The sequence below is a fragment of the Nostoc sp. NMS9 genome, from assembly GCF_017114995.1.
GTDB lineage: Bacteria > Cyanobacteriota > Cyanobacteriia > Cyanobacteriales > Nostocaceae > Nostoc.
The window spans coordinates 1-17,515 of record NZ_JABXKL010000025.1 but is presented as its reverse complement, the minus strand read 5'-3'; the positions used below and the strand labels follow the sequence as shown (position 1 = coordinate 17,515).

The 17,515-nt window shown below is 42.2% G+C and carries 12 protein-coding genes and 1 pseudogene; 10 read left to right on the top strand and 3 right to left on the bottom strand.

Annotated features, from left to right (window positions below):
* Window positions 1-47 precede the first annotated feature (47 nt).
* Window positions 48-1,289: a bifunctional ornithine acetyltransferase/N-acetylglutamate synthase gene (argJ, locus tag HWQ40_RS09020; protein WP_292776800.1), complete on the bottom strand. Its 1,242-nt coding sequence runs from the start codon at window positions 1,287-1,289 to the stop codon at window positions 48-50.
* Between the two features lie 228 nt (window positions 1,290-1,517).
* On the opposite strand from argJ, the gene HWQ40_RS09015 reads away from it, so the two are divergent.
* The 4 genes from HWQ40_RS09015 to HWQ40_RS09000 all read left to right on the top strand — a co-directional run bounded on the left by HWQ40_RS09015 (window position 1,518) and on the right by HWQ40_RS09000 (window position 8,043).
* Window positions 1,518-2,525: a zinc-dependent alcohol dehydrogenase family protein gene (locus HWQ40_RS09015; protein ID WP_292776798.1), complete on the top strand. Its 1,008-nt coding sequence runs from the start codon at window positions 1,518-1,520 to the stop codon at window positions 2,523-2,525.
* 9 nt (window positions 2,526-2,534) lie between these two features.
* The gene (locus HWQ40_RS09010) at window positions 2,535-4,793 is read left to right on the top strand and encodes a pentapeptide repeat-containing protein (protein ID WP_292776795.1); all 2,259 of its coding nucleotides are present in this window, start codon (window positions 2,535-2,537) and stop codon (window positions 4,791-4,793) included.
* Between the two features lie 661 nt (window positions 4,794-5,454).
* Window positions 5,455-6,330: a hypothetical protein gene (locus HWQ40_RS09005; protein ID WP_292776793.1), complete on the top strand. Its 876-nt coding sequence runs from the start codon at window positions 5,455-5,457 to the stop codon at window positions 6,328-6,330.
* A gap of 342 nt (window positions 6,331-6,672) precedes the next feature.
* Window positions 6,673-8,043 (top strand): hypothetical protein, encoded by a 1,371-nt coding sequence (locus tag HWQ40_RS09000; protein WP_292776791.1) that lies wholly within the window; start codon window positions 6,673-6,675, stop codon window positions 8,041-8,043.
* Window positions 8,044-8,309: 266 nt separating this feature from the next.
* Here the strand turns inward: HWQ40_RS09000 and HWQ40_RS08995 are convergent, their stop codons facing one another.
* Window positions 8,310-8,774, bottom strand: a complete 465-nt coding sequence (locus HWQ40_RS08995) for a hypothetical protein (protein ID WP_292776788.1) — start codon at window positions 8,772-8,774, stop codon at window positions 8,310-8,312.
* Between the two features lie 20 nt (window positions 8,775-8,794).
* Complete coding sequence (locus tag HWQ40_RS08990; RefSeq protein ID WP_292776785.1) at window positions 8,795-9,439, bottom strand: class I SAM-dependent methyltransferase; 645 nt, start codon at window positions 9,437-9,439, stop codon at window positions 8,795-8,797.
* A gap of 137 nt (window positions 9,440-9,576) precedes the next feature.
* Here HWQ40_RS08990 and HWQ40_RS08985 point away from each other — a divergent pair, with 137 nt between their 5' ends.
* The 6 genes and pseudogenes from HWQ40_RS08985 (at window position 9,577) to HWQ40_RS08960 (ending at window position 17,387) form a co-directional block, all read left to right on the top strand.
* Complete coding sequence (locus HWQ40_RS08985; protein WP_292776782.1) at window positions 9,577-11,235, top strand: glycosyltransferase family 39 protein; 1,659 nt, start codon at window positions 9,577-9,579, stop codon at window positions 11,233-11,235.
* 75 nt (window positions 11,236-11,310) lie between these two features.
* Window positions 11,311-11,778, top strand: coding sequence for a MarR family transcriptional regulator (locus tag HWQ40_RS08980; protein ID WP_292776779.1), 468 nt, complete (start codon window positions 11,311-11,313; stop codon window positions 11,776-11,778).
* A gap of 162 nt (window positions 11,779-11,940) precedes the next feature.
* Complete coding sequence (locus HWQ40_RS08975) at window positions 11,941-13,413, top strand: HlyD family secretion protein (RefSeq protein ID WP_292776777.1); 1,473 nt, start codon at window positions 11,941-11,943, stop codon at window positions 13,411-13,413.
* 297 nt (window positions 13,414-13,710) lie between these two features.
* Window positions 13,711-14,970: an MFS transporter gene (locus HWQ40_RS08970; protein WP_292776774.1), complete on the top strand. Its 1,260-nt coding sequence runs from the start codon at window positions 13,711-13,713 to the stop codon at window positions 14,968-14,970.
* Window positions 14,971-15,140: 170 nt separating this feature from the next.
* On the top strand, window positions 15,141-16,736 hold the full coding sequence (locus HWQ40_RS08965) for a DHA2 family efflux MFS transporter permease subunit (RefSeq protein ID WP_292776772.1): 1,596 nt from the start codon (window positions 15,141-15,143) through the stop codon (window positions 16,734-16,736).
* Window positions 16,737-16,784: 48 nt separating this feature from the next.
* Window positions 16,785-17,387: pseudogene (locus HWQ40_RS08960) on the top strand (Uma2 family endonuclease).
* Window positions 17,388-17,515: the final 128 nt, after the last annotated feature.

The following is a 17,515-nucleotide window of genomic DNA, read 5'->3' as shown; positions in this document are numbered from 1 at the left end:
AAGACGCGATGAATCGCGTCTCTACAGCGCAAACAATTGGGAGTAGTTCACGTAGTGTATTCGGCGTTAATCTTCACGTAGTCATAACTCAAATCACAACCCCAAGCTTTACCTACACCATAACCATTGCCAACATTAACGGAAATTAACACCGTATCCTGTTGCAGATAAGCACCCACCGATGCTTTTTTCAAATAAGTACTTGCTGCTGCTCGGTCAAATTGTAGAGGTTGTCCATTTTCTAACATTAAGAAATTCCCTAGCTTAATTTGCAGGTTTTCTTGCTCAAAGGGCACACCTGCACGCCCGGCAGCGGCAGCGATGCGTCCCCAATTTGGATCGCGTCCAAAGATTGCAGATTTAACTAAGGATGAACCAGCGATGGTTTTGGCTATTTGTCGGGCTGAGATTTCATCATGGGCCCCTGTAACTTCCACTTCAATGAGACAGGTTGCGCCTTCACCATCACGAGCGATCGCTTTGGCTAAATGCTGGCAAACTGCTGTTAACATCGCCTCTAATTTCTCTGCTTCTGCGCCCCATTCTATAATTGCTGGGGTGCGAGATTGACCATTTGCCAAGGCAATTAAGCTGTCGTTGGTGCTGGTGTCACCATCCACAGTAATGGAATTAAAGCTTCTATCAGCTGCCCTTGCTAACATCTGTTGCCAAAGGTGAGGCGAAACCACAGCATCACAAGTCACAAATGCCAGCATGGTTGCCATATTGGGGTGAATCATGCCGGAACCTTTGGCAATGCCGCCAATTCGTACCGAGCGATCGCCTATAGTTGTTTCTAGGGCAATAGATTTTGTTACCAAGTCTGTAGTGATAATCGCACCGGCTGCGGCATCTGAGCCTGTTTCTGATAGTGCTGCTACTACCTTGGGAATTCCGCTTCGCAAAGCATCCATCTTAATTCTTTGACCAATCACACCAGTGGAAGCCAATAACACAGATTCAGACGAGATGTTTAGAGCTTGGGCTATTGCCAGTGCAGATTCTAGGGTATCAAGGTAGCCTTGAGTTCCTGTAGCGGCGTTTGCTTGTCCAGCGTTGCAGAGGATGGCACGAGCGCTATGTTTGGCTTGCAAACGTTGGCGACAATATTCTACACAGGCAGCTTTCACTTGGCTGGTGGTGAACACACCCGCTGCGATCGCTTCCACCTCTGAGAATATCAAAGCTAAATCTGGCAACCCCGAAGGTTTCAACCCTGCGGTAATTCCCGCCGCCTGATACCCCCTTGGTGCTGTGATACCACCTGTTATTTCTTGCCAATCTGCCATTATTTTTCCTTACGACTATCAGGTTGTATAAGTCAATATGTACTTTACAAAAGTGCTGAGTTACGAGTTAATAGTAATTAGTTTCCCCTACTCGCCACTCCCTTTTATTGTGAGTTTATTTGCTGATGGCAATAATAATGCACCAGTTGGCGATTGGCATAATTGTTTTTACCTTTCTTATGACGAAGTTGCATAAGAATGTGCATCTAAAACCAGGAGAAAAGAGTTGTGAAAGCAGTCTTGATGATAGCAGCTGGCAGTCCCGAAGTTCTACAAGTACAGGATGTGCCAAACCCTGCTGTTCCTGTAGGGAATACTGAACTTTTAGTGCGTTTGGTGGCGGCTGGCATTAACCCCATTGACACTAAACTTCGTAGTCGAGGCAGTTTCTACCCCGATCGCACGCCAACAATTTTAGGATGTGATGGTGCAGGTATTGTTGAAGCAGTAGGTGCTGGCGTGCAGCGTTTTCGCGCAGGTGATGAAGTATATTTTTGCTATGGTGGCTTGGGCGCACACCAAGGAAATTACGCTGAATATACCGTTGTGGATGAGCGATTTGTGGCACGTAAACCCGCCTCTATTTCCTTTGCTGAAGCAGCAGCAGCGCCTTTAATATTAATTACCGCCTGGGAAGCTTTATATGAACGGGGACGATTAGAACCTGGGGAACGGGTTTTGATTCATGCGGGTGCTGGTGGTGTCGGCCATGTAGCAATTCAATTAGCGAAACTCAAAGGTGCTACTGTTTCCACCACAGTGAGTTCTGAGGAAAAAGCTAATTTTGTCAAAAAACTCGGTGCCGATCGGGTAATTTTTTACAAACAAACAGACTTTGTGCAAGCGGTATTAGATTGGACTGGTGGCGAAGGCGTAGACTTGGCTTTTGATACCGTAGGCGGCGAAACCTTTCACAAAACCTTCCCCGCAGTGCGAGTTTATGGTGATATTGTTACCATTCTCGAACCAGATGCCAATACTGTTTGGAAAACTGCTAGAACTCGCAACCTCCGCATTGGTTTAGAATTCATGTTGGCACCAGCATTGCTAGGATTACAAGATAGTCTCCACCATCATGCAGAAATTCTCGAACAATCTGCCACCTGGATCGATGAAGGCAAATTAAAAATCCATGTGAGTCACAAATTTCCCTTAAAAGAAGCAGCTAAAGCCCACCAACTGATTGAAAGCGGGTCTGTGGTAGGTAAAATTGTTCTGCTAATTAGCGATGAATGATCGAACAATTTGCATAATTTATCTTTTAAACACAGATACACCCAAAAGTTAAACGCAAAGGTACCCAAAAAAGTATCTCTGCGTACCTCTGCGCTTCCCTTCTCTACGAGACGCTTCGCGAAGGCGTTCCTTTGCGTTTTACTTCTCCTCTTCCTCCCCCTACCTGCTTGGGCAGCACAAACACAACCAGAACGCACACCCCTAACTCTAGAATTATTGCAAGAACGACTACGCACACCCACAATCCGCGAAGGAAATTTGACCGTAGATTTGCAAAAGATGGCGATTGATTTACGCCCAGAAAACGCCAACTTTCGTGATGCTTTTTACCAACTACTGCGAAAAGAACTCGGTACAAAACCTCTAGGTTTAGACCTTAGCTATGCTTTGATTCTGGGGGATTTTGTCGGCAGCGATTTGGGTTTAAGAACACCATTGTATGCAAAAGCCATTGCACCCATTTTCACCCCTACCGAACAAGAAAAACTAGAACGTTTGCGCTTCGTTTGTCTAGAGTCACTCGCAATCGCTTTACCCAACTCCAAAGATTGTCGATCGCTTCTGGGAACAGAATCAACCCCAGCCAGTGAAATCGCCGTCTTTCGTGGTGTCTTAACACTGGTGCAAACTCGCTTCAACGGCGAAGTGAAGTTCTCCAATACATTTTTTCTTCAGTCTGTTGATGCCCAAGGTGCAACTTTTCTCCAACCCACTAACTGGACTGAAACCAGATTTGCTCGTCTTGTTAGTTTTACCAGTGCTAACTTCCAGCAACCAAGCAATTTTCAGGGCAGTATATTTTTTGAAAAAGCTAATTTTAAAAAAATTAAATTTCGGGAACTCGCTGATTTTCAAAATAGTATCTTTGAGACAACTGCCAACTTCAACCAAGCAACTTTTAAACAGTTGGCTAAATTCAGTAGTGTCCAATGGCAAGGAAATACTGATTTTTCGGAAGTGGATTTTGTCAATCAAGCCCAGTTTACTAAAGCAGATTTTAATCAGTTCCTCCTTTTAACAGAAGCGATTTTTGAGCAAAGCGTAAGCTTCCGAGAAGCGGAGTTTAACCAATTAGTAAATTTGCAAGGTGCGAACATTCTGAACCAAGCAGATTTTAGTGATGCCAGGTTTTCTAAAGAGGCTTGTTTAAACGTATCTGGTTTAACTTTTAACTCTAACCAAGCGAAAATTTTAGGTAATCCCGGTGAGATTGGTAAGATGTTCTGCATCCCAACATTGCAAGGTAATCAAAATATTTTGCGGAATTTGGGGCAAAATTTTCGTCAGCAACAGCAAGTTGCCGATGCTAATGAACTGGAATACACAAAACAACGACTGCGATTAATCGAGTTTAGCCATCGTCTGACGGCTACAAATATTAATAGTGCAACTGTTGCAAGTTTGATTAATCTGGGTTTTTCTACAACTCAAGCTGAAGCGATCGCCCAGCGTCGTCTAGTAAAATCCTTTCGCAACAGTAGTGAGTTACTTACCATAGCAGACATCGATTTAGAAAAATATACCCAACTAAGCGATCGCTTAATTGTTGGCGAAACCCTTTCTATATTTGGGTGGTTACTACAAGCTTGGAGTTGGTTAGCGTTGAGTGTACTGCTGTTGTTGAGTGGCTATGGGACAAATTTTTGGTTAGTTTTTGGCGTGGGAGGATTAGCGATCGCTTATTTCGGCTTACTATTTTGGCTAGTGGATCGCTATCGCAGGCTGCATCCCGTACCAATTATTCCCACATCTTACGAAACCATTTCGATATTAGTCAGTTTTAGCGTTTTAGAATTCTTCAGCTTACTAGCAATCTTTCGCAATGCTGAACAACCTTGGCTGACATTGGGGTGTCTGTTAATAATTCTTGTCCCCGTCCCAATGGCTTTATTGATCCGACTTTACCAACAAGGTCGTTATCACGACTTAATGGACGTTTCTTACTTCACAGAAGACGGTACATTTCGCCAATTACGATTATTGATTGGGCGTTTACCAGTGATACCAAGGAATGAGACATTTCGGGAACGATATATGCCCTTATTGTGCGATCGCCGTTGGAACTGGCTCAACTACTATGATTTTAGTCTCAACAACCTAGTTAAATTAGGATTTAATGATATTCGCCTGCGAGATGAACATTTACCAGGTATTATCTCTGCACTTGCTTGGTATCAATGGAGTTTGGGTTTAATTTATATCACCCTAGTTTTGTGGACACTTTCTCGCACAATTCCCGGATTGAATTTGCTGATTTATCTAAAGTAATCCCTGCACTGAAGTTTTTTTCGCTGCACTTCGTAGTGGTGCTAATATGATGCAAGATAACTAGGTCGGCGTAAATAATTATCGTTGGGATAAAGCAGGGAGCAGGGGCACAGGGCAGGCAGAAAAAGCGTTTAAACCTTGTTTGCTTTTCTTCACACAGTTTGCTTTTATTGTGCCAAACTACCTATTGTAGGGTGGAAGTAACTGTGCTGTTTATTGTTATCAGTCTTGCGCTACAACGTCGGTTAAAACTGATAGAACCCAGGATAAATGCAGATAAATTAAATATCTAAAAATTTGGTAAATTTATCAAAAGATTATTCATTGCAATATAATGTTTAACCCAAATTTAATTTTATTATCCAAATATTTTAGTTAAGTTTTTTAAATCATTGTCTACAAATATCTAAAAATTTGATAAACACATCAAAATATTTTTCATTGTCCTTCAAAATCAAATCATATACATTGTAAGTGTGAGTAGCAGTGATTAAAAATAGATTATCTACACTTAGCAAAGATAACCGAATAATCTAATAGCTACTAACTAGTTCTGCTAACAAAAAGACAACAATAAAGTTATAAAGCACACTTGATTTTTGTCTATTTTATGTTGCGATCTAGCAAAATTTTCATCAAAACAATAAGAGGATTAATCCTAATGGCAGAAGATTTGAGTAATAGCAGTAGCAGTAACTCCTCTACTAGTGGGAACAATCCGCTTGGACAATCACCCTTCGGTCGCTTGGAAGAAGTTGTCGGTAAGGAAGGCGTCAAAAATCTATTCAGTGGTGTTGGTAATGGAGAAGGTGGCAGTAGCCCATTTGGTGGTAGTGCCGGTAGCGGTGGCAGTCAGCCTGATTTACCCTACGGTGGTAATCCTTTCGCTGGCGACAACTTCTGGAATATCTTTGCAGGCGGTGTAAACCCATCTACAGTTGGTGGTAGCCCATCTACAGGCGGCGGTATCCCATCCACAGGCGGCGGTAGCCCATCTACAGGCGGCGGTATCCCATCCACAGGCGGCGGTATCCCATCCACAGGTGGTGGTATCCCATCCACAGGCGGCGGTATCCCATCCACAGGCGGCGGTAGCCCATCTACAGGCGGCGGTATCCCATCCACAGGCGGCGGTATCCCATCCACAGGTGGTGGTATCCCATCCACAGGTGGTGGTATCCCATCCACAGGTGGTGGCTACGACCCTTTGACTGGTAGTAGCAGCCAGACCTATGGTATTAGCACAACTGAAATACCGGACGGGTTCACTTTGAGGGCTACTATTGACAAGCTAGTTAACTCAAAGCTTGACAAGGAAGTGGGTGGTGGACAAACCTCGCCATTTCCTACAGGTGGACAAACCTCGCCATTTCCTACAGGTGGACAAACCTCGCCATTTCCTACAGGTGGACAAACCTCGCCATTTCCTACAGGTGGACAAACCTCGCCATTTCCTACTGATGGACAAACCTCGCCATTTCCTACTGATGGACAAACCTCGCCATTTCCTACAGGTGGACAAAACCCCTTCGCTTAATACAATATTTGCGAAAATCAGCAGATAAATAGAAGAGAACAATGATGAGTTCTTCAGTAGATAGTATGCTAGTACAACTTGGCGCAAATAAACATATTATTCGATAAACCAGAAAAACGTGTATTATCGCTGATGTGCCTTCTGCCTTATTGTACTAGTTTGCTATTTTACGCCCAAAACTCTTCTCAGGTAAAGGTTTAGGCAATATCTTCTGTTAGTTTGACGGTAAGATTATTAAAGCCTTTATTTTAGAGAGATTTTGGGTTTAGCAAATTCATAATTGGTATAAGAAGTACTGAAGACCCCATAATTTTTTAACTAAAAATAGGAGAATTAGTGCCAATGGAAGCGTCTGCTGTCAATCCCATAAATGGTGGATTTAATCCATTAAGTGCAGGTGGCGCTAGCAACCTATATAACAGTAATTCCTTTGCTGCCAATGACAGTTTGTCTGCTGCTAAAGGCAGCCTGTTGACGGGTGGTAGCAATCTGTTATTAGGTAACGGTAACAATCCTATTCCAGGTGGCGGTATTAACCCGTTTGCAGGCGATGCTGGCAGTGGGCTTCAGAAATTAATCTTTGAGCGATTAAAGTTAGTTCTGGGTGATAACTATTTCAAGGGTATTGACAACACATTAGCAGGAGGTAGTAACCCGTTTGCAGGCAGTGGTTATCCCATTCCAGGTGGGGCTAACAACCCGTTTGCAGGTAACAGTAATCCGATTGCAGGTGGGGCTACCAATCCATTTGCAGGTAACAGCAATCCGATTGCAGGTGGGGCTACCAATCCATTTGCAGGTAACAGCAATCCGATCGCAGGTGCTGGAAGTCTGCTTCAACAATCGCCTTTCGATCCTTTGAAAGAAGTCCTTGGTAACAATATACCCTTTAGTAACACTGGCAATACATCTAATTCAGGTAGCCAAACCTTTAATCAGAGCAACGCACCGGTTGGGAATGGTAATAAGAACTTTGGTAATAATAACGCGACTATTGGTAATTTTAACTCGGATTATGGCAGTAACAGTGCAACCATTGGTAATGGTAACTGGAACTTTAATAATGACAACGCAACTATCGGTAATGGCAACTGGCTATTTGGAAAGAGTAACACAACCCTTGGTAATGGCAACTGGGATTGGGACAACGGCAGTAATAATGCAACACTAGGTAATGGAAATTGGCACTTCGGCAGTGACAACGCAACCATTGGAAACGGCAATTGGGACTTCGGCACTGATAACACAATTATTGGTAATGGTAACTGGGTTTTTACCAATGGAAATGAAATTATTGGTAATGGCAATTGGTTAACAAAGACTGATAACACAACGATTGGAAACGTCAACAATATCAGCAGTTTAAATTTATTCCCACAAGGGATCAAGACTGATGTTAACAATCTGATTGACTCTCTTATAGGTAAAATAGGTCAAAATTTTCTTGGGTTCACGGGAGATTTTGATGTATCAAGTAGCCAAACCTTTAACCGCCTCATCTCTTCTAAAAGTGTTGGTAATGACACTAATATATCTAAGGATATTGAGCAACTTTTGGCATCACTCAGCCCAATTCAAGGAAATTTCATCAATTATCAGCCTGTGCAAAACCCTCAACCTGTCCCAGAATCTGCTTCTTCAGTGTCGTTGGTAGTAATGGGAATGGTGTGTTTGCTGTTGTCACTGTTCAAAAAACAACAACTGTTAAGGTAAATTCAATCCTTCTAGTACAGCATGGCGTAAATAAACATACCATTTCAAATGGCGCAAGAAGCTCGGAATATAATTATGCCTGACTTTTGACTTTTGACTTCCGCCTTGCGCTACTAGGCTTATTGCGATCGCAGGAACACACCATCAGGTGAGATAATTATTCACATCTTCATCAAGACTGAGACGGTGTTCTTGTGCAAGATGCATAACCGCTAAAGCGAAAACAGGTTTGCGATCGCACTACAAAGTTAAGTGAATGCATTGGCTTACATTGTGAATGCGGCGGCCGCCTTGTTAATCGAAAGCGGCGGGAAACTCCATCCCCTTGTGGGTGGAGAGGGGCAGTCGCCCCGCCGCTTGGGGCATTGGGGATTGGGCATTGGTAACTTATGCCCCATGCCCAATTCCCCATGCCCAAAAACTCCATCCCCTTGTGGGTGGAGTTTTTTATGTGTGGTCAGCAACCGCCAATGAATCGGTTCTTGTCCTGCGGGTGGTTGGACTTCCAGAGCTTCAACAGCAAAAAGGGTAACGCTAGGAGGATAGCCAAAAACGCTTAATTTATCGGGGCGTTGAATCTCAACTCGTCCACAACGAACAATAAGCAAAGCTTCTCTTGGCATCCGCTTTCGACGTGGGTCTGCGGGTACGTTAATTATACAAGTACCTTCACAGGGCTGCTGACTCAAAAAAATCACAGCCAACCACTTTTCAAACAACCTCTTAGGCATTGTACTAGTGAATATTTGACTTAACTGCGGTAAGCTATAACGGCATAAAATGGATCTCCCCCAGCTGCACCCAACCACTGTAATAAATTCGGTAATGTTGATTTATGAGCTATAACTTCTGCGGTTGTAAATCCTGGAACTGACGCAAAGTAAGCTTTGACTAATTCTACTCGCTGTGCTTCTGAAGCCTCCCGCCAAGCTTGAATCGCCTTTTCAAAAAACATTCGGTTAGAAAAGCTGATAATTGCAATACCACCAGGTTTTAAGATGCGGTAAATCTCGGAAAATACTGCTTCTGGATATTGCATATATTGCACAGATACGCAATTGAGAACAGCATCAAAATTTCCATCTGGTAAAGGTAGCTGCGGATTTTCGTTAAGATTTTGCACAAAGTAATGATTTAAGCAGGGATTTCGCGCTAGTTCCTCTCCATTAAGTCCGTGTCCCTCCACATGGTCAAACTCTATCTCTTCTGGCAGATGAGACACCCAACTGCTCATCATATCAAAAATGTGGGTGTTGGGTTTCAGGCGATCGCGGTATAAATCCGTTAGCTGTTGAATAAATCCTTCATCGACATGGGTAACGAAGCGGGGATAGGCATAGAACAGCTTATCGTCTGTGTCATCTAATTTCAGGCGTTGATTCGGTCTTAACTGCATAAATCTCTGTTTTGGAGAACTTTTTCCGAAAAATGTGGCAATTTCAAGTATTTTTCAACAATCACTATGTAACATATTTTAATAACAACAGGATACTTAAACGAGTCTAAATAGCAGTATTCAATTTTATCAATTCAATGTTCCATAAACTACACTTTTTGCAGCATATTTGCCGAAAAATCCGCCTGATAGGATCGTTACCCTATTTAAGTTTGTTCCTTTGGATGCTACCCTTATTATTATTTACTTCTGGGCACAATAGCTTGATGGCACATGATGAAGCTCTTTACGCTTCGCGTGCCCGTCTGATGTTTGATTCTGGTAATTGGATAGCTCCTTGGGAAAGGGCACATCATAAAACACCTGGGCCTTATTGGTTAATTGCCACTTTCTACAAGTTGTTTGGTATCAGTGATACTAGTGCGCGTCTTCCTAGTATGATTGCTAGCATTTTTAGCTTATGGCTGGTGTACGAAATTGGCAAAATTATGCTAGGCAAAAAATTAGCTTGGCTGGCTACTGCAATTTTAAGTGTAGAATTTCTCTGGCTGCAATACTCTCGCTTAAGTACGCCTGATGTACCGATGATTTTCTTGGTATTTTTAGCTATTTTTTCTTTACTAAAAACAGAATTACATCCTAAATATCACTATTTTTGGAGTTTTATCGCTGGTTTAAGTTTAGGTTTAGGCTTCTTAGTCAGAAGCTTTATGATTTTTTTACCAATTATCGCTTTATTACCTTATTTAATTTGGGAACATCACCGTCATCGTCATCTTAGTAACCCAATTTTATATCTAGGCTTTTTCGTAGGTTTAATACCCACTTGTGTTTGGCTGTGGTTAAGCTGGCTGCACTACGGAAATCAGAGTTTTGAGGAGTTGCTCAAGTTTGTTGTGCAACTAGGTTCTGAAGATCACAATCATAGTGGGCCGCTATTCTATGTATGGAATATTCCTTTAAAAGCATTTCCTTGGGCTTTTTTCGGAGTTTTAGGTTTGTTTTTAACTCTCCGTCGTCCGATTCCTCGTTACCAGTTAATATTAGTTGGCTTTCCACTTATTTTATTTGTAGAACTTAGTATTTTTAGCACTCGTTTATCTCACTATAGTCTTTGCCTTTATCCGTTTATAGCTTTGTTGGCATCTCTGGGTTTAAGCTGGTTAGCCAATATTTACCAGACAGGAATTCCCCCACAATTCCTTCTTCAAAAAAGTAAAAATAAGATATTAAACCTTTTTGCAAGGAATAATCTTCCTCGAAACCTCAGTTATGGCTTTGGTGGATTAGGTGTTTTACTTGTAATAGCAAGTATTGTTGTTTTGAGTTGTGGTAGTTCTGATATCCGCAAGGATGCAACTATTGGTTTGGCTATGGGGTTGGGTTGGTTAATTTTACCTGTGGTGTGGATTAGTCGTTACCACTTTGGCAAGAAGTTTCTCACAGCACGTTACTGGATTGCAGGATGGTTAATTCCCTGTTGGCTGACTTTGGCGACGACAGGTAGTATAGGTCTGTTAAGTGACTATAACCCTGTTTTAAGAACTTTTTTACAACAAAGTGCGATCGCTTCAATTCTCCAATCTCATCCTATCTACCTTGTGCAAATAGACCAGAAAATCCAAGTACTGCTTAATTTCTATCTTTCTATTCGCCCCCAAGCAGTAGTTTCTATTTCCCAAGTACCAGCTTTGAGCTATGCTTTGATCTATACTGACCAGTCCCCTAAATTATCTCGGACTCACCACGTTCTTGGTACAGTAAAAGAGTACCAGTTGATTCAAGTTCTTCCCTAAGACAGATGCAAAGTAACTATTGCTAAAAAAAATTAATTTAGTTATAATAGTACGTACACTAAGTATTTTATTATAATGGTTTCTACATCTAATCACTCCCCAACTTTAGAGTCGTGGCAGCAAAATCTGGCACCATACAATTTGGGCTACAGAATCAAATTAGTCTCGCAACTGCTGAGTCGCAAGTTTACTGAGAGGCTAGAACCCTTTGGACTTACGCCATTTCACTGGTTGGTGTTGTGCTGTCTTTGGCAAGAAGATGGTTTACCTACTTCTAGTATTGGGGACAAACTCAAACAAGTGGGAGGGACTTTAACAGGCGTACTAGATCGGATGGAAGAACGCGGTTTGGTGCGTCGAGAACGCGACACTAACGATCGCCGCATCTGGCGAATCTGGCTCACGGATGCAGGTAAGGAACTAGAAGCTGTTTTGCCGCCAGTCGCCGCAGCCGTGCGTGATGAAGCGATGGATGGTATTTCCTTTGCTGACCGGGAAGTGTTTTCCCAAATCTTAAATCGGGCGATCGCTAACCTCTCTTAAAGATAATTTTATAATCACCCGACCGGGGGAGGCAGTGTAAAGATTTATTTTGAGATAATATTACGCATACTAAGGAAATAAGGATTTTTTTCAGGGAATATTACGCATTCTAAATAAACGACTATTAATCAAGTTATTGAACGAGCAAGCGAGGTAACAATCATGGGCGCTAATACCTTTAACGGACGCAACGGACACAAGACCATAATTTTAGAAAAAGAAGTGATTCCTGATTTAGAGACTTTAGAAACTGTTACCGCAGATAGATCCGCAACAGCAGAAGCACCTGTTGTAACTCCTGAGATCGAGAAAGAAGTTCCAGCGAAACCGAAGCGGAAAAGACCGACTGGTTTAATTTTGGCAGGATTAGGCGTGGGTGCGATCGCCGCAGGTACTTTTGGTTATCACTACTGGCAATATGCCTCCACACACCAGGAAACAGACAACGCCACCGTTGCGGGAAACATTCACCAAGTTAGTAGCCGCATTCCCGGAACTATAAGTGAAGTACTGGTGAATGATAACCAACTAGTGCAACCGGGACAATTGTTAGTGAAGTTAGATCCACGGGACTATCAAAGTAAGGTGCAACAAGCACAAGCAGCCTTAGAAAATGCTCGTGGTCAAGCGCAAGCCGCCCAAGCAAATATTGCTTTAAGTTCACAAACCACCACTGGTAAGACAACTCAAGCGCAAGGAGATGTCAGTGGTGCAGTAGCAGCAATTTCTACAGCCCAAGCAGCAGTACAAGAAGCCCAAGCTGGGATTCCCGCATCCCTTGCAGCAGTACAAGAAGCCCAAGCTGGGATTCCTGCCGCCCAAGCGCAGGTAGCGCAAACAAACGCGAATTTGGAAAAAGCCCAAGCAGATTACAATCGTTACAACGAATTGTATAAAACAGGTGCGATTCCTCGTCAGCAACTAGATACAGCCAAGGCTGCTTATGATGTGGCGACCGCACAGAAAAACGGCGCGATTCAAGGAGTACAACAAGCCCAAGCCAAGTTAGCCTCCGCCAAAGTTGGTGTCGCCAAAGCCCAGTCTCAATTAGCACAAGCGCAAGAAAATGTCACCAATGCCCAAGCTAAATTGGCAGCCTCTAAGGGAGGATTGCAACAAGCTACCGCAGGCGGACAAGATACCACAGTTAAGCGTAGTCAATACGAAGCGGCAAAAGCAGCGATCGCCCAATCAGAAGCATCGCTCAAAGACGCACAATTGCAACTATCTTATGCCAATGTTACCGCCCCCAGTGCCGGACGGGTAGGTAGAAAAAATGTGGAAGTTGGCAACCGAGTGCAATCGGGAACACCATTAATGGCGATCGTGGATAACAGCTATTGGGTAGTTGCGAACTTCAAAGAAACTCAATTAGAAAAGATGCGCCCAGGAGAGCCAGTAGAGATCAAGCTAGATAGTTTCCCTCATCATACCTTTATTGGTCGTGTTGACAGTATTTCGCCAGCTTCCGGCGCTCAGTTTGCTTTATTGCCACCGGATAATGCTACAGGTAACTTTACTAAAGTTGTCCAACGCATTCCAGTAAAAGTAGTTTTCGATCAAAAGAGCATTCAAGGGTATGAATCGCGGATTACTCCAGGGATGTCTGCGGAAGTTGCGGTGGAAGTCAAATAATATCATGTCCCCCAAATTACCCATAATAAAAGAACCCCACCCCCAGCCCCTCCCCGCCTGCGGGGAACTCGGGGCCCCCTCTGGGGATTAGGGGCAGGGAGACAAAGCGTAGCTTTGGCGGGGTGGGGTTGTTGGGGTTTAGTAAGTAATCAACCGGACATCATTAATACGAAATTGCCTGCAAACAGATGAAAAACCTCTTTCTAGCTGTGACTTTCTCCTACATCTAAAGAGAGGCGTATAGAGATGAGGTGAGATGATATCTATGAAAGCAGATTGGTATAAAACAAGCCTGAGATGAAAAAATCGCTACTACCTGCTTTAAGGTCAAGAAACTACCAGCTATTTTTTGCTGGACAAGGTATTTCCCTAATTGGGACGTGGATGACGCAACTTGCCACGATTTGGCTAGTTTATGACTTGACAAAATCCCCATTAATGCTAGGAGTTGTAGGATTTTCGAGTCAAATTCCTAACTTTTTTTTAGCTCCCTTTGGCGGAGTATTTGTAGATCGCTTTTCTCGGTATCGTACCTTAATTGGTACGCAAGTCTTGGCGATGATTCAATCGTTAACATTAGCAGCACTGGCGTTAACTGGAGTGATTGAGGTATGGCAGATCATCGCCTTGAGTTTGTTTCAAGGATTTATTAACGCCTTAGATGCGCCAGCCCGTCAAGCTTTTGTACCAGAATTGGTTGAACATAGAGAAGATTTAGCCAATGCGATCGCTATCAATTCCACGATGTTCAACGGTGCGCGATTAATTGGCCCTGCGATCGGCGGTTTATTAATTGCTAGGGTTGGAACTGGCTATTGTTTTTTAATTGATGGTTTGAGCTACGTTGCTGTAATCGCCGCTTTATTGGCAATGAAAGTTAAACCTTGGAAAAATTCGGTAACTGACGGTAATCCCTTACAAAAAGTCAAAGAGGGATTTGTATATGCCTTTAACTTCTCACCTATTCGATCCATTTTATTGCTATCAGCTTTAGTCAGCCTGATGGGGCTGCAAAACACTATTCTCGTCCCCGTTATTGCCGAACAAGTTCTCAAAGGTGGTGCAGAAAGTGTGGGTTTTTTGATGGCGGCATCTGGAGTTGGAGCCTTAACTGGTGGTATTTATCTAGCTACCCGCCAAACAATCTTAGGAATTGGGAAATTGATTGCTCTAGCTCCAGCAATTTTAGGAATTGGTCTAATTGCCTTTTCTTTATCTAGATTTTTACCACTCTCTTTATTTACAATGTTATTTGTTGGATTAGGAACAATTCTCCAGATTGCTGCTAGCAACACATTTTTACAAACCATTGTTGAGGACGATAAACGCGGGCGATTGATGAGCTTATATACAATGTCATTTTTGGGGATGATTCCCGTGGGTAATTTATTAGGAGGTTTATTAGCAAGTCATATTGGCGCTCCCAACACTTTAATGATTGATGGGATAGCTTGTATTTTAGGGTCAATTATTTTTAGCAGACAGTTACCTGCTTTAAGGAAAATAATGCAGCCAATTTATGAGCAAAAGGGGATTATTACGACTCAAGAAGTTTAAGATAAATAACCGCAATTAAATTTAGATTTATCTTCATGGGGCTTTCTATAGAAATTATTTTTTAATTTTTAGCGTTGCTGATTCAAGCTCACGCAGAGGTAAAGAACATACTGATATAAGATTTAATAATAAAGTTTTTTGTTATTTAACCTTGAAATTGGAACAAAATTATGGCTAATACAGGTGTAATTCGTCAGAAAGGGCAAAATCCTGCTTTACCACCAGAGCGTGTACCGCTAAAAACCTGGATTGGGGTATTAGCCAGTATGCTTGGTGCATTTATGGCGGTATTGGATATTCAAATAACTAATGCTTCACTGCAAGATATTCAAGCAAGTTTAGGAGCAACTCTCGAAGAAGGTTCTTGGATTTCTACGGCGTATCTCGTAGCAGAAATTGTGGTAATTCCTCTAACAGGATGGTTGTCACGAGTATTTTCTCTGCAACGTTATTTATTAGTCAATACTGCACTATTTATCTTCTTTTCTATTTGCTGTGGTTGGGCATGGGATCTTAATTCCATGATTTTCTTTCGCGCCTTACAAGGTTTTAGTGGAGGAGTATTAATTCCCACCGCTATGACAGTTGTCTTAACAACTTTACCCCAATCAAAACAATCAGTCGGACTGGCTGCATTTGGGTTTAGTGCAGTTTTTGCACCCTCAATTGGCCCAACTTTAGGAGGTTGGTTAACAGAAAATTTTGGTTGGGAATACAACTTTTATATCAATGTAATTCCAGGGGCATTAATGCTGGCTGGTGTTTGGTACGGAATTAAGCAAGAAAAACCCCAAATCAGTTTACTTAAACAAGGTGACTGGTGGGGAATTATTGCAATGGCTATTGGGTTAGGTTCCCTGCAAGTTGTTTTAGAAGAAGGTAGCCGTAAAGATTGGTTTGGTTCAGCGTTGATTGTGCGCTTAAGTGTAATTGCAGTAATTTTTTTGGCGATATTTTTCTTTATAGAATTAACTCGTAAACAACCATTTATTAATTTACGGCTTGTACTTAGGCGGAACTTTGGTTTAGCCAGTATTGTCAATGTGTCATTGGGAATAGGATTGTATGGTTCAATTTATATTTTACCGTTGTATCTCGCCCAAATTCAAAAATACAATGCTCTGCAAATCGGTGAAGTATTGATTTGGGCTGGTATTCCCCAACTGTTTATTATTCCCCTCATCCCAAAATTGATGCAACGCATTGACGTGCGGTTAATTGTAGCTGTTGGTGTAACTTTGTTTTCTATCAGTGCATTTATGAACTCAGGAATGACTAATGAAACAGGATTAGATCAGTTACGTTGGTCACAATTTGTGCGTGCAATGGGACAACCCCTAATTATGGTGCCACTGACTTCTATCGCTACTGCTGGATTGAGTCCGAAAGAAGCAGGTTCAGCAAGTGGTTTATTTAATATGATGCGGAATCTGGGCGGTTCTATCGGAATTGCTTCTTTAGCGACTTTATTAGCAAATAGAGAGCAATTTCACTCGAATAGATTGGGTGATGGAGTATCTTTATATAACCCAGAAACTCAACAGCGAATTGACCAAATGACGCAGTATTTTATTAGCCGCGGAGCAGATTTAAGTACAGCACAAAATCAAGCGATCGCATCTATATCTAACATCGTCCGCCGGGAAGCATTTGTAATGGCTTTTAACGATTGTTTCTACTTTATTGGTATCGCTTTGTTACTCAGTGGAATTGCTATTTTATTCTTGAAAAAGGTGAAGCCAACTGGTGGCGCTGTTGCTCATTAGATTTGTTGTATGGGTTAAAATGTTTGATAAAACTACTAAGGTACTAAAATGGTCGTTAGCCAAAGTGAGTACTATATCTCCCCAGAAGAATATCTAGAAGGCGAGAAATTTAGTGAAATCAAACACGAGTATATTGATGGGCAAGTCTACGCAATAACAGGGGCGAGTGATGCTCATGTCACAGTTAGCATGAATGTATCTATGCTGCTGGGAAACCATCTCCGGGGTAGTGGTTGCCGTGTCTATATGTTAGACATGAAAGCACAAATCGAGGTCATAAATCGCTATTTTTATCCCGATGTAATGGTGACTTGTGATATACGAGATAAAGAATTTGAATATTTTAAGTGCTATCCTTGCTTAATTATCAAAGTGCTTTCTGAGTCAACAGAAGCCTATGACAGAGGGAAGAAATTTGCTAGTTATCGACACTTAGAATCTCTACAATAATATGTGCTAATTTCACCAGATAGAATGAGTGTAGAATGCTTCCGCCGCAATCAGGAAGGACATTGGGTACTTTATCCTTATGAAAAAGGCGAAGAGGTGCATTTAGCTAGCGTTGATTTTCGGTGTGCGATGCCTACGGCGGGCTACGCCTACGCAGAAATATATGAAGATGTAATATTGATAGACAATAATATTTCCTAATCTAACATTTCTGGGTCAATTCCTAAAGCGTTGAGTTGTTCAGCAGAGAGAGTACGCAATTTCTCTACAATTCGGGAGCAACGCGATTTTGTGAGGTCGGATCGAAAACCAGCGATCGCTAAAACTTA